The organism is Burkholderia humptydooensis, from assembly GCF_001513745.1.
Taxonomy (GTDB): Bacteria; Pseudomonadota; Gammaproteobacteria; order Burkholderiales; family Burkholderiaceae; genus Burkholderia; species Burkholderia humptydooensis.
Window position 1 is genome coordinate 2,903,224 of sequence record NZ_CP013380.1, and the last position, 14,414, is coordinate 2,917,637.

General features: G+C 60.3%; 7 protein-coding genes, 2 tRNA genes and 3 rRNA genes. 5 read left to right on the plus strand and 7 right to left on the minus strand.

The genetic code is table 11. The annotated features are described in order from the left end of the window. Nucleotides 1–97 precede the first annotated feature (97 nt). Nucleotides 98–1,171, plus strand: coding sequence for a fatty acid desaturase (locus AQ610_RS12900; protein WP_006029440.1), 1,074 nt, complete (start codon nucleotides 98–100; stop codon nucleotides 1,169–1,171). A 155-nt stretch (nucleotides 1,172–1,326) separates the two neighbouring features. Here AQ610_RS12900 and AQ610_RS12905 read toward each other — a convergent pair whose 3' ends face one another. The 7 genes from AQ610_RS12905 to AQ610_RS12945 form a co-directional block, all read right to left on the minus strand. After that, nucleotides 1,327–3,177: a M24 family metallopeptidase gene (locus AQ610_RS12905; RefSeq protein WP_006029439.1), complete on the minus strand. Its 1,851-nt coding sequence runs from the start codon at nucleotides 3,175–3,177 to the stop codon at nucleotides 1,327–1,329. Between the two features lie 491 nt (nucleotides 3,178–3,668). Next, a complete protein-coding gene (locus tag AQ610_RS12910; RefSeq protein WP_269465452.1) occupies nucleotides 3,669–4,490 on the minus strand; it encodes a M24 family metallopeptidase in 822 nt (273 codons plus the stop codon). Between the two features lie 8 nt (nucleotides 4,491–4,498). Next, a 5S ribosomal RNA gene (gene rrf / locus AQ610_RS12915) occupies nucleotides 4,499–4,611 on the minus strand. Between the two features lie 183 nt (nucleotides 4,612–4,794). Then, a 23S ribosomal RNA gene (locus AQ610_RS12925) occupies nucleotides 4,795–7,674 on the minus strand. 394 nt (nucleotides 7,675–8,068) lie between these two features. Beyond that, a tRNA-Ala gene (locus tag AQ610_RS12935) sits at nucleotides 8,069–8,144 on the minus strand. A gap of 37 nt (nucleotides 8,145–8,181) precedes the next feature. Next, nucleotides 8,182–8,258 (minus strand) — tRNA-Ile (locus AQ610_RS12940). 64 nt (nucleotides 8,259–8,322) lie between these two features. Next, a 16S ribosomal RNA gene (locus tag AQ610_RS12945) occupies nucleotides 8,323–9,853 on the minus strand. The 16S, 23S and 5S rRNA genes sit together here with 2 tRNA genes alongside, the layout of an rRNA operon. Before the next feature lie 613 nt (nucleotides 9,854–10,466). Here AQ610_RS12945 and AQ610_RS12950 point away from each other — a divergent pair. The 4 genes from AQ610_RS12950 (at nucleotide 10,467) to AQ610_RS12965 (ending at nucleotide 14,261) form a co-directional block, all read left to right on the plus strand. Then, the gene (locus tag AQ610_RS12950) at nucleotides 10,467–11,684 is read left to right on the plus strand and encodes a DUF2863 family protein (protein WP_006025136.1); all 1,218 of its coding nucleotides are present in this window, start codon (nucleotides 10,467–10,469) and stop codon (nucleotides 11,682–11,684) included. A 203-nt stretch (nucleotides 11,685–11,887) separates the two neighbouring features. Continuing rightward, complete coding sequence (locus tag AQ610_RS12955) at nucleotides 11,888–12,727, plus strand: response regulator transcription factor (RefSeq protein WP_009911800.1); 840 nt, start codon at nucleotides 11,888–11,890, stop codon at nucleotides 12,725–12,727. Nucleotides 12,728–12,793: 66 nt separating this feature from the next. Continuing rightward, a complete protein-coding gene (locus tag AQ610_RS12960; RefSeq protein ID WP_009911799.1) occupies nucleotides 12,794–13,468 on the plus strand; it encodes an energy-coupling factor ABC transporter permease in 675 nt (224 codons plus the stop codon). Nucleotides 13,469–13,637: 169 nt separating this feature from the next. Continuing rightward, complete coding sequence (locus tag AQ610_RS12965) at nucleotides 13,638–14,261, plus strand: BspC domain-containing protein (protein WP_006025133.1); 624 nt, start codon at nucleotides 13,638–13,640, stop codon at nucleotides 14,259–14,261. The last annotated feature ends 153 nt before the right edge of the window (nucleotides 14,262–14,414 follow it).

Below are 14,414 nucleotides of genomic sequence, written 5' to 3' on the forward strand. Positions count from 1 at the left end.
TCGCTCTTTGGCACAACCGGCTATCACGGCGAAGATGCGGACGGCTCTAAGATGATCTCATCGGCAAACCGCCGATTTCAGGGAACGGATTCGAACAATGAACAAGACTTTGCGCTTCAAGAATGACGCGGAGAAGGTCGCGTATGTCCGCAACGAGGTCAACGCCGCGAGCGATGCGCTGCGCGCGCAATATCCGTTGCTCGACCACCAGAATCTGATCGGCGCGGCCGTGATGGCGCTGTGCGTCGCGACGCTGCTCGGCGGCGCGTATCTGTACGCGACGGGCATGATCGCGTGGTACATCGCGCTGCCGATCGCGACGCTCGCGACGTCGCTGATCCACGAGCTCGAGCATGATCTGATCCACTTGATGTACTTCAAGAAGACGCCGTGGGCTTATCACCTGATGATGACGCTCTGCTGGCTCACCCGGCCCGGCACGATCAATCCGTGGACGCGCCGCCGGATGCATCTGCACCATCACAAGGTGTCGGGCGGCGAATCCGATCTCGAAGAGTACGGAATCACCAATGGCGAGCGCTGGGGCCTGAAGCGTCTGCTGATGCTCGCGGACGGCATGCTCGCCGTCGCGCTGCGCCCGCTCGGCATGCGCCGCAAAGTGTTGCAGTACGTCGCCGCGCAGCCCGCGCAGGAACGCGCCGATCGGGTGCGGCTGCGCATCGAGCAGCTCATGTCGTACATGCCGGTCGGCCACGTCTACTACGTGCTGTGGCATGCGTTCATCGCCTATCACGTCGGACTCTTCACACTGCACGCGCTCGGCTACCAGCCGGACGTGCCGGCGCTCGCCCAGCAGGCGATGCATGTCGTCGACTTCCTCGCGGTGACATGGCTCGGGCCGAACTTCGTGCGCAGCTTCTGCATCAACTTCATCAGCTCGAACATGCACTACTACGGCGACATCGATTCGCGCAACGTCATTCAGCAGACGCAAGTGCTGAATCCGTGGTGGCTGCTCCCGGTGCAATTGTTCTGCTTCAACTTCGGCAGCACGCATGCGATTCACCACTTCGTCGTGCGCGATCCGTTCTACATTCGGCAATTGACCGCGAAGCGGGCGCACGCGGCAATGCGCGCGGTCGGCGTGCGCTTCAACGACATCGGCACGTTCCGACGCGCGAACCGCTGGAACGAGACGCGCGTCGCGTGATGCGCACGGACGGCGACACGAGGCCGAGTCGTCGCGCCTCGTCGCGCCGTCATCGGTCTGCTCGTCGATCGCTCGAAAAAGAACGCTGCCGAACAATTGTTCGGCAGCGCCCTTTTCGCCATGCGGCGCGCACCCGGCCGCGCACTGGTTTGTCGTTACAGCAGCGGACAATCCGTCACGTGCGTCCCTCGCTCGACGCACAACCGCTCGTAGTCACGCAGATAAGCGCGCTCGTCGTCGGTGAGCAGATCGACATCGACAAGATCCCAGTCGTAGCCGACGGTCACGAGGTTCTCGAACTCCATCATGCCCGGCTCCCGTTCGCTCGGGTGGATCACGACGATGTTCTCGATGCGCACGCCGCCCTTGCCCGGCAAATAGATGCCCGGCTCCACCGAAATCACGGCGTTCGGCACGAGGCCATATTGGGCGCCCAGGTTGAACCGCACGCCGCCTTCGTGCACGTGAATACCGATCCCGTGCCCGGTGCCGTGGTTGTAGTCGTAGCCGTGCTCGCGGCAGACGCCGCGCACGGCGGCGTCGACGTCCGCGCCCGTTGCCGCTTCCGGAAAGCGCGTAACGAGCCCCTTGATGCACGCCTTCAGCGCGACCGTGTAGATCTCGCGCTGCCACGGCTGCGGCCGCGTATCGGCGCGCGTGCGGCGCAACACGACGCGCGTGCAGTCGGTCGCGAAACCGCCGTCGAAGTAAGCGCCGCTATCGAGCAGCACCAGTTCGCCTTCAGTCAGATCGACGTCGGGGCTCACCGCCGTATAGTGCGCGGACGCGCTGTTCGCCCCGTTCGCCGCGACCGTCGTGAAGCTCAGCGCCACGGCCGAACGCGCGGCGTATGCGTCGCTGATCACGTGCGCGAGATCGTATTCGGAGTGCCGCTTGCCAGGCTCGCCCGTCTTCGCCCAGCGCATCGCCTCGGCAATCGCCTCGGAACTGCGCGCGAACGCATCGCGGAACTGGCCGAGCACCTCCGGCGTCTTGCTCACGCGCATTGCTTCCACCGGGTTGTAGTCGACATGACGGGCGTCGGGCCATACGCTGCGCACCGTGTCGGGTAGCGCGCAGTTGACCGCCTGGAAACCGTAGCATATGTGCTCGACGTCGAACTGCGCGAGAAAGCGCTCGAGCGCGGCGGCGTCGTTGCGGATCACGTGCAGCGCCGGATACGAGTCGATCTGTACCGGACAGCGATCGAAGCCCTCCGGCAGGAACAGCGCGACCGCTTCGCCGACGACGAACAGAAAGCCGACATGCGACGAGGCATACGGCAGATGGTAGCCACGACTATTCAACAGATAGCTCAGATCGTCCGCTGCGCAGGTCACGAACGCGACCTTCGCGCGCGGTCCGCCGAGATGCTCGCCAATCCGCTTGTTCAGCGTCGCGATGTTCTCCGCGATGCCGACGCCCGTCACCGATCGCGGCAACTCGAAGATCGGTCGCTCGACGCGCCAGCCTGGCAGCGCGATCGCCTTGTCGATCTCGCGGCCGGCGAGGCTCGACCATTGCAACCCGGCGCGCTCCGTTTGCGCAAACAGGCACGCGCGCTGAGCGACGCTCATGCGCGGCGCATCGTAGCCGACGCGGCCGATGTCGGCCGCATGGGTCGCGAGCCAGTCGCCGATCGCCGGCCACATCGCAACGTTGAGCTCCAGTTTCTCGACGCGCACGAGTGCCGGATCGCACTGATTCTCCGCCTGCAGATGGTAGCGGCCGTCGACGAACAACACGAATTGCGGCGTGCCGATCCGCTTCGCGGCCGCCACGCTCAGAAACACACCGGAGCCGACCGACCCGTCGAATCCGGACAACGCGTAGCGCGGATTATTGCAGCGCGGCAACCATTCCGAGATGTACTCGTCCTGCGACGTGATCACGAGCGCGTCGAGTTGCAACGCGTCGATCAGGCGCGAGAGGCCCGCGTGCGTGTCGACAACCGATGCGTTGTATCGTGCGAGGTCGGTGAAACTGTATTTCAGTTGGTCGATCATCGGATGTCCAGATTGATGTCAATAAGCGCACGCAGCCGTTTGTTGGCGGCCGGCTGCAGAAAAAACTACCTTTCGCCCCAAATTGCGTCAAGCTTAAATTTTCGTCGCGCTTAAACAAATGCAACCTTCAGTCAGAACGGACGATCGACGTCGGCATGCGCCCATGTTTCGCCGATGTTTCGCCCATGTGCCGCGCGGATCCGCCCGTCACGCGTCCGCGGAGCCATGCGATGCGCGTCGCGCCCCGGAAACGCGATGCCTGCCGTACAAGCCAGTTACCGTTGTGGGCATGGGCCGCTGCAAACGGTTAGCAGTTCGACGCTTCTCGTCGCCACGGCCTCTACGAAGCGCGCTCCCCGATCGATCCGCCGGTCGGCTGCATGACGCGGCGAGCGGGTCGGCATGCTCGTCACGGCGAGTGGCTGCCCGGCAAAGACATCGCGCGAGCGATATCGATACCGTCGGCACCTCACCTGCGGCGGCGCAGACGTTCAACCGAGCCCGAACGGATCGTCGGTGCTTTTTGCCGGTTGCGTGAACCAGCGCGAACCGTCGGCCGTGATGTATGCGTGATCCTCGTGACGAATTCCGAATTCGTTCGGAACGCAAAGCATCGGCTCGATACTGAAGCACATGCCCTCGTCGAGTACTGTTCGATCGCCTCCGACGAGATAGGGCCATTCGTGGATGTCGAGCCCGATTCCGTGGCCCGTTCGATGCGGTAGACCCGGCAGCGCATAATCCGGACCATAGCCGACGGATTTCAGATAGTCGCGGACCGCGCGATCGCCCTCTTCAGCCGCCATGCCGGCCCTCACGCGTTCGAAGGCGACGCGTTGCGCCTGCTTCTCGTGCGCCCAGACTTCGCGCTGACGCGCGCTCGCCTCGCCGAACACATATGTGCGCGTGATGTCGGAGTGGTAGTCGTACAGTTGGCAGCCCGTATCGATCAGTACCATGTCGTTGCGCTCGAGCCGCTTCGGATGCTTGACGCCATGAGGATACGCAGTATCGGGCCCAAACAGCACGATGCAGAATGTCGATCCGCGCCGCGCGCCCACCGCTCGATGTGCGGTGTCGGTGAAATCGAGCACCTCGTCGGCACTGATGCCCTCTCTCAAGATTGCGGCCACCGCTTGATGAACGCGCAGCGTCATGTCGTTCGCGCGCTGCATCAGCGCGAGCTCGGCTGCCGATTTGCGGATCCGGCACGCGCGCGTGCGCTTACGATGAGAGAGCGCAATGCGCGCGTTGTTTTTGTTGAGGCTGGGGTAAAAGGCGAAACCCCCGCCTGTGAGGGACGGGGGTTTCAAGAGGAGGAGCCTGACGATTACCTACTTTCACACGGGGATCCGCACTATCATCGGCGTGGAGTCGTTTCACGGTCCTGTTCGGGATGGGAAGGGGTGGGACCGACTCGCTATGGTCATCAGGCAAAGAGGGTTGTTGCGCTGCTTGGCAGCGCAACCAATCTTGGAAGAAGCAGTAATTTTGGGTTGTGAGGTTGTATCTCACACATACGCGGTACTTCAACCGCTGTACGTCGAGTGCCTTGCACTCGACGCTCGATATCCGTAAGCGCTGAAGCGCTAACGGCTATCGAGACAGACTTGTTATAGGATCAAGCCTTACGGGCAATTAGTATCGGTTAGCTGAACGCATTACTGCGCTTACACACCCGACCTATCAACGTCCTGGTCTCGAACGACCCTTCAAGGGGATCAAGTCCCCGGGGAAGTCTCATCTTAAGGCGAGTTTCCCGCTTAGATGCTTTCAGCGGTTATCTCTTCCGAACATAGCTACCCGGCGATGCGACTGGCGTCACAACCGGTACACCAGAGGTTCGTCCACTCCGGTCCTCTCGTACTAGGAGCAGCCCCCTTCAAACTTCCAACGCCCACGGCAGATAGGGACCAAACTGTCTCACGACGTTTTAAACCCAGCTCACGTACCTCTTTAAATGGCGAACAGCCATACCCTTGGGACCGGCTACAGCCCCAGGATGAGATGAGCCGACATCGAGGTGCCAAACACCGCCGTCGATATGAACTCTTGGGCGGTATCAGCCTGTTATCCCCAGAGTACCTTTTATCCGTTGAGCGATGGCCCTTCCATACAGAACCACCGGATCACTATGACCTGCTTTCGCACCTGCTCGACTTGTCGGTCTCGCAGTTAAGCACGCTTATGCCATTGCACTATCAGCACGATTTCCGACCGTACCTAGCGTACCTTCGTACTCCTCCGTTACGCTTTGGGAGGAGACCGCCCCAGTCAAACTGCCTACCATGCACTGTCCCCGACCCGGATCACGGGCCAAGGTTAGAACCTCAAACAAACCAGGGTGGTATTTCAAGGACGGCTCCACCGAAACTAGCGTTCCGGTTTCATAGCCTCCCACCTATCCTACACAGATCGGTTCAAAGTCCAATGCAAAGCTACAGTAAAGGTTCATGGGGTCTTTCCGTCTAGCCGCGGGTAGATTGCATCATCACAAACACTTCAACTTCGCTGAGTCTCGGGAGGAGACAGTGTGGCCATCGTTACGCCATTCGTGCAGGTCGGAACTTACCCGACAAGGAATTTCGCTACCTTAGGACCGTTATAGTTACGGCCGCCGTTTACCGGGACTTCAATCAAGAGCTTGCACCCCATCATTTAATCTTCCGGCACCGGGCAGGCGTCACACCCTATACGTCCACTTTCGTGTTTGCAGAGTGCTGTGTTTTTATTAAACAGTCGCAGCCACCAGTTTATTGCAACCCCTTCACCCTCTGCGCGCAGGCGCATCAAGCTACCAGGGCGTACCTTATCCCGAAGTTACGGTACCAATTTGCCGAGTTCCTTCTCCCGAGTTCTCTCAAGCGCCTTAGAATACTCATCTCGCCCACCTGTGTCGGTTTGCGGTACGGTCATCGTTAGACTGAAGCTTAGAGGCTTTTCTTGGAACCACTTCCAATTGCTTCGCTCCCGAAGGAGCTCGCGCCACACCCTTGAATCCTGCGCCCGGATTTGCCTAAGCGCCTTCTCCAATGCAGCGACCGGGACTTCCAACACCCGGACAACCTTCCGCGATCCGTCCCCCCATCGCATCTAACGACGGTGCAGGAATATTGACCTGCTTCCCATCAGCTACGCATTTCTGCCTCGCCTTAGGGGCCGACTCACCCTACGCCGATGAACGTTGCGTAGGAAACCTTGGGCTTACGGCGAGGGGGCCTTTCACCCCCTTTATCGCTACTCATGTCAGCATTCGCACTTCCGATACCTCCAGCACACCTTACAGTGCACCTTCGCAGGCTTACGGAACGCTCTCCTACCATGCGTGCAAGCACGCATCCGCAGCTTCGGTATATGGCTTAGCCCCGTTACATCTTCCGCGCAGGACGACTCGATCAGTGAGCTATTACGCTTTCTTTAAAGGGTGGCTGCTTCTAAGCCAACCTCCTGACTGTTTTAGCCTTCCCACTTCGTTTCCCACTTAGCCATATTTGGGGACCTTAGCTGGCGGTCTGGGTTGTTTCCCTCTTGACACCGGACGTTAGCACCCGATGTCTGTCTCCCGTGATTGCACTCTTCGGTATTCGGAGTTTGCTATGGCGGGGTAATCTGCAATAGACCCCCCAACCATGACAGTGCTCTACCCCCGAAGGTGAGACACGAGGCACTACCTAAATAGTTTTCGGAGAGAACCAGCTATTTCCAGGTTTGTTTAGCCTTTCACCCCTATCCACAGCTCATCCCCTAACTTTTCAACGTTAGTGGGTTCGGACCTCCAGTACGTGTTACCGCACCTTCATCCTGGCCATGGATAGATCACCTGGTTTCGGGTCTACGCCCAGCAACTGAACGCCCTATTCGGACTCGCTTTCGCTACGCCTGCCCTATTCGGTTAAGCTTGCTACTGAACGTAAGTCGCTGACCCATTATACAAAAGGTACGCCGTCACCCCCGAAGAGGCTCCGACTGTTTGTATGCATGCGGTTTCAGGATCTATTTCACTCCCCTCCCGGGGTTCTTTTCGCCTTTCCCTCACGGTACTGGTTCACTATCGGTCGATCACGAGTATTTAGCCTTGGAGGATGGTCCCCCCATCTTCAGACAGGATTTCACGTGTCCCGCCCTACTTGTCGTACACCTAGTTCTTTCATACTGTTTTCGCCTACAGGGCTATCACCTGCTATGGCCGCACTTTCCAGAGCGTTCGGCTAACAATACAAATAAAGAGTACAGGCTCTTCCCATTTCGCTCGCCACTACTTTGGGAATCTCGGTTGATTTCTTTTCCTGCGGTTACTTAGATGTTTCAGTTCACCGCGTTCGCCTCACATGACCTATGTATTCAGTCATGGATACTCCAAAAGGAGTGGGTTTCCCCATTCGGACATCTACGGATCAAAGCTCGTTTGCCAGCTCCCCGTAGCTTTTCGCAGGCTACCGCGTCCTTCATCGCCTGTGATCGCCAAGGCATCCACCACATGCACTTGTTCGCTTGACCCTATAACGAGTCTGTCTCATGTCGGCCATCGTTAGCGCTTTAGCGCTTACGATGGCCCCATCCCCGAATGGGGATGACAGCCGCTACAGGTTGAGTTCTCGCTTGTGCCGTATTCCAATTTGATGTCGACCAGTGTTAGCGCTTTAGCGCTTACTCTGGTCCCACTCCCGTAGGGAGCCGAACATGAAGTTCGAATCATCTTGAGATACATCGATACAATCACAACCCGGATAACTTCCACGTCCATCTCAAAGACGCTTCCGCTATCCAAATTACTTACTTCTTCCAGATTGTTAAAGAACGACAGCCGATACAGTTGCCTGCATCACTCTGACTGGCTCAATCGCCAAGGACAAAGATTCGACTCATGTCGAACGCTTGTCATTGAAGATTGTGGTGGAGGCAGACGGGATCGAACCGACGACCCCCTGCTTGCAAAGCAGGTGCTCTCCCAGCTGAGCTATGCCCCCGTACAGAGACACTCAGGTTCCCTTCTCGCCAGACAATTGGTGGGTCTGGTTGGATTCGAACCAACGACCCCCGCCTTATCAAGACGGTGCTCTAACCGACTGAGCTACAGACCCCTGAGTCTGTCCTGATTTACAGCCGATAAGCGTGAGCGCTCAACTTCGCGGATTTAAGCTCGAGAAAGGAGGTGATCCAGCCGCACCTTCCGATACGGCTACCTTGTTACGACTTCACCCCAGTCATGAATCCTACCGTGGTGACCGTCCTCCTTGCGGTTAGACTAGCCACTTCTGGTAAAACCCACTCCCATGGTGTGACGGGCGGTGTGTACAAGACCCGGGAACGTATTCACCGCGGCATGCTGATCCGCGATTACTAGCGATTCCAGCTTCATGCACTCGAGTTGCAGAGTGCAATCCGGACTACGATCGGTTTTCTGGGATTGGCTCCCCCTCGCGGGTTGGCGACCCTCTGTTCCGACCATTGTATGACGTGTGAAGCCCTACCCATAAGGGCCATGAGGACTTGACGTCATCCCCACCTTCCTCCGGTTTGTCACCGGCAGTCTCCTTAGAGTGCTCTTGCGTAGCAACTAAGGACAAGGGTTGCGCTCGTTGCGGGACTTAACCCAACATCTCACGACACGAGCTGACGACAGCCATGCAGCACCTGTGCGCCGGTTCTCTTTCGAGCACTCCCGCCTCTCAGCAGGATTCCGACCATGTCAAGGGTAGGTAAGGTTTTTCGCGTTGCATCGAATTAATCCACATCATCCACCGCTTGTGCGGGTCCCCGTCAATTCCTTTGAGTTTTAATCTTGCGACCGTACTCCCCAGGCGGTCAACTTCACGCGTTAGCTACGTTACTAAGGAAATGAATCCCCAACAACTAGTTGACATCGTTTAGGGCGTGGACTACCAGGGTATCTAATCCTGTTTGCTCCCCACGCTTTCGTGCATGAGCGTCAGTATTGGCCCAGGGGGCTGCCTTCGCCATCGGTATTCCTCCACATCTCTACGCATTTCACTGCTACACGTGGAATTCTACCCCCCTCTGCCATACTCTAGCCCGCCAGTCACCAATGCAGTTCCCAGGTTGAGCCCGGGGATTTCACATCGGTCTTAGCGAACCGCCTGCGCACGCTTTACGCCCAGTAATTCCGATTAACGCTCGCACCCTACGTATTACCGCGGCTGCTGGCACGTAGTTAGCCGGTGCTTATTCTTCCGGTACCGTCATCCCCCCGCCATATTAGGGCAGAGGATTTCTTTCCGGACAAAAGTGCTTTACAACCCGAAGGCCTTCTTCACACACGCGGCATTGCTGGATCAGGCTTGCGCCCATTGTCCAAAATTCCCCACTGCTGCCTCCCGTAGGAGTCTGGGCCGTGTCTCAGTCCCAGTGTGGCTGGTCGTCCTCTCAGACCAGCTACTGATCGTCGCCTTGGTAGGCCTTTACCCCACCAACTAGCTAATCAGCCATCGGCCAACCCTATAGCGCGAGGCCCGAAGGTCCCCCGCTTTCATCCTCAGATCGTATGCGGTATTAATCCGGCTTTCGCCGGGCTATCCCCCACTACAGGACATGTTCCGATGTATTACTCACCCGTTCGCCACTCGCCGCCAGACCGAAGTCCGCGCTGCCGTTCGACTTGCATGTGTAAGGCATGCCGCCAGCGTTCAATCTGAGCCAGGATCAAACTCTTCAGTTCAATGCCTGTTACTGTTTTCGGTTGTTTCCAACCGGTCGCTCACTCAAAGCTGACAGGTCGTGAATTGCTTCACAAACCTGACTTACTTTAGTGTGAGACTCTTGATACTTTTGCTCGCGATCCGAAGATCGTCCGCCACATCAAGCGCCCACACTTATCGGCTGTTCATTGTTAAAGAGCACATCTGCGAGAAGATTTCACTACTTGCCACCGCCTTCTCAGCAGCGCTGCGTTGTCAGCAGCAGAGAAATGAGATTATGATCACTTATTCGTAGCGCGTCAACAACTTTTTTACCGCCGCGCCACCGAAACCTCGTCATCGCCGTCTCGCGCTCCCGTTCGTCCTCGCGGTCGACCGTACTGCCCGAGCTCAAGACTTCCCACTCCCCCCCTTCGCGCCGCGTTCGCCGCAGCGCGAAAGAGGCGTGATTTTAGGCATAAGCTTCGTACCCCGCAAGAGGGTTTCGAAAATTTTTTTGCTCCCCTATATATTCACACTTCGAACGCGCTCGCCTATCTTCCATAAGGAAGACTGCCGGAAGGTCGGCAAACCGCTGAACAAACGCGGAACGGACTAAAATGACAGGTTCCTCGCATCCAACCATGTCAATCTATGCGCCAGCGAACCGCTAAACGCCTCCCCCCCGATGCCGACAAACTGGTCGGTCTGTCGCTCGCGCTGTTTGCGTCCGGCAGCCGCGTCGAAGATCGCTTCTGGGAAGCCAAGCTCGACGCCTTGCTCGCAAAGATCGTCCGCAACGGCAACCAGACCACGCTCGACGCCGCGCTCGATCATCTCCAGCAGAATCACCCGGACGCCTACGGCGCTCTCGCCGACATGGCCGAGACGCACAGCGAGTCCCTGTCCGTCGAGCATGACGGCAAGCCGTACGAAGCGCTCCTCGTCGCGATCCCCGTGCTCGCGTGGACCCGGTACATGATTCCGTCCGGCGCGCTCAAGACCGAGATCGCCGACGTGTTGCGCACCCACTTGCAAGCGCACGTGCTCGCGCAAGGCACGCTCGTCGCGATGGCGCCCTTTCTCTACAGCATCGATCAACTGCCGCGCCATCACGTCGAAACTTACCGCCTCGCGCAACAGCTCGCGCACGCGGCGCTCGGCAACCATCCGGTCAAGCTCAACTACGGCGACCTGCCCGAGACGTCGCCTATCCTGGCTGATCCGCGCTTCCTGCTCGCCGTCGTCGCCGCGCCCGCCGGCGCCCCGCTCTTCCGCTGGCAGGAAGAAGAGCACGGCTCGCGCATCGAGCGCGGCCAATGCCTCGAGCAGTGGGCCGCACAGGGCGGCGTCAACTTGTCCGCCGCGCTCCCCGGCTGCGAATTCGAGTGCCTGCTGCCCGACGCGTACTACTCCGCGTGCCGCGACGCCGACGAGCGAATCCGTCCGCACACCGTGCGCACCGCGATCCGCTATCTGTTCGACACGATCGGCGCCGCGCCGCAGGAGTTGAGAGCCGTGATCGCGGGCTTCGGCGAGCGGCGGATCGACGAATATCGCGTCGCCTTCACTCGCCGCGGCAACAACGACGTCATCTACGGGGTCGTCTGGCCGCTCTACGGCCGCGAGAACGGCGAGGCATCGATCGACGAGGCGACGCTCGAAGCCGAGGCCCCCGCCGACGGCCCGCTCGAAGAAATCGCCTCGCTGCTGAAGGAAGCGGGCGTGACCGACATCCGCCGCCACGCCGGCCGCTTCGAACCCGAATATTGCGACGATTGCGGCGTCCCGTTGTACGCGGACCCGCTCGGCGAGATCGTCCATGCGGAGATGCCGGAGGACGCGACGCCCGCGCAGCCGCACTTCCACTAAAGCCTGCCCGGCGCCGCGCCGCCGGGCGCAAGCGCTCCGTCGAAGGCCGCCCCGAGCTCCCGCTCGGGGCGGCCTTCGCGCTTTCGCTTGTCCGAATTTTTCTTATGACTTTCAGCTAGGCCGACATCCTGTAATGTCTTTGTCATTATTGCGGAGATGGCACTCGTCGTTTTCTCGATCAATCGGATAAGCGGAGGCATAACATGAGGTTTCTGGTGCTCAATTCGAACGCGGAGCGTCGCGACGGCTTGAAAACCCTGCTGCGTCAAATCGACCGACACGCCGGCTACAACGACGCCAAGGACTGGCGGCAGGCGCAACGGCTCATCAAGTTGCAAAGCTTCGACTTGATCGCGGTCGACTGGCAGGACATCAAGCGGCTCGGCGATCTGCGTGCGCTTTGCCAGGCTTGCGCGCCCACGCCCGTCGCCGCACTCACCGACGACGCCTCGCCCGAGCACGCGCAAGCGCTCTTCGACGCCGGCGTGCTCGGCGTCATTCCGCGTTCCACGCGCCCGCACCTCATCGTCCGCGCGCTCGAAATGGTGCTGCTCGGCGGGTACTACGTGCCGCCGAGCGCGCTCAATCTCACCGAGCCGGCCGCGCGCGTTAGGGACGGCCGCGTCGAAGCGATCATCAGCCAGTTGCCGCGCAGAAAGCGCTCGCCGTGCAGTTTGCTGTCGCCGCGCCAGGCGCAAATCATGCGGTTCGTCCACATGGGCAGCACCAACAAGATGATCGCGCGCACGCTCGGCATCAGCGAAGGCACGGTCAAGATCCATCTGGCCAGCATCTTCCAGCAGTTGGGTGCGACAAATCGCGCCGCCGCGGTCGCGATCTACAACGGCTGGCTGCCGCCGCATCTCGAAGTGCTGCTGTCCGCACGCGAGACTTCGCCCAAACCCGTACACGGCGCGCCCGGCCCCGTGCCGCTGCGCCCGGCGAAAGCCCGCCACCCGTACCCGCTCGCAGCCGAAAACGAATCGTCTGCCCAGCCACTCATCGCAGCCGAACCGGACGCGCTGTTCAAGGCGAACGAATAGCCGGTAAAACCCGCGTAGAGGGTGAATCCATTCCCATCTTTTGTATTCAACGAGTAATATAAAAACATGGGTTTCCTCTACACGCCGCTTCCGTTCTGGGTTGCTGTCGGTGGCTGGATCGCCGCCGTGGGCCTGCTCGCCCTCGCGCTGTGGAAACACCCGTTCGGCCGCCTGCAGGACGCGACGCTGCAACACGTGTGGCTCGCGCTCGTGACCACGATCACGGTGCTGTGGGCATCCAACGCTTGGCTCGACGACGGCCTCGTCATGCATCTCCTCGGCGCGACGCTGCTTGTCACGCTGTTCGACTGGACCCTCGCGCTCGTCGGGATGGCGGCCGTGATCGGCGTCGCGGCGATCGTGTTCGATGCGACGTGGCAAGGCGTCGGACTCACCTATCTCGTCTATGGCGCACTGCCCGTCGCCGTATCGACGCTGCTGCAACGCGCCGCGCTCGCATGGCTGCCGCACAACCTGCCCGCGCTCATCGTCGGCCAGGGCTTCGTGTCGCCTGCGATTGCGGTGGGCGTCGTCGCGGCGGCAGCGGCCGGCGTGCAGATCGCGCTCGCCGAGGGCACGCTCGTCGTCGTGCCGTCCGGCTATGCGCTGAACGCATTGCTGCTCGCCCTCGGCGAGGCGTGGTTCACCGGCATGGCGACCGCGCTGATCGCGGTCTACCGGCCCGCGTGGGTCACGACCTCCGACGTGCGCCGCTATCGTCTCGGCGGGCCGCGCGCGTGAGCGCGGCCGTCTGACCGCCTGATCGCCGGCGCGAACGCACGCGCACGCCCCGGCCATACGGGCAATCGCTCTACTGCGACGCCGAAAAATTACGCTAAGATGGAACCCTGCTCTTCATCGGGCATCTCATGTGCCTGGTGTCTCTATCGCGCTTATCTCATACCTCCAGATGGACAGCTTTCCCGCCTCGCATCGCCTGCTCGGCGCGCTCGGCAAGCTGACGGCCTGTGTCGCGGGCCTGTCGCTCACGTTCGCCGCGCCCGCGTTCGCCGACTTGCTCGATCAACGCACCGAACTCGTCAACAAGTACGTCAACGAAATGCATGCCGATCCGCTCGTCGCGGATTGCGCCGCGCACGGCAGCTTCATCGCCAGCACGTCGAGCGCTTTCGATCACGTCGAGTTTCCCCCGAACGCGTTCGACACCGGCAGCGCATCGATCACGCCCTGGAACGATTCGTTCGACGAAGGCAAGCAGCGCGTGAAGGTCGACAACATCGTGACCGTCGAGGGCCTCGGCGTGCGCGGCAGCGGCGGCGAGCCGGAGCATCTGAAATTCCGCTGCGGCTACGTCGGCACGCAAATGCTCGCGTTCAGTTGGAACGATCCGGTGCCGCCCGCGAAGCCGCGTGTCGAGCGCGCGACATCGTCGAAGAAGAAGCTGCGCGCGCACTCGGGCAAAAGCAAGGTCAGCGCGAAAGCGACAGGCAAGAGCAGCAAGCGCGCGACGTCGACGAAGAAATCGAGCACGACGAAGAAAGCCGTGAAGAAACGCTCGGCGCGCAAGTCGTGACGCGTCCGGTCGGACGCCGGGGCGGACATCGGATCGAGCCGGCCGCGACGGCGGCGGCCCACGCGTAGAACGCGCCGTCATCGGCCCATCTGCTCATCCGCATACCGGCCCATCGGCCGGACGCAAAAAAGCCGGAGCGCAACGATGCGGCTC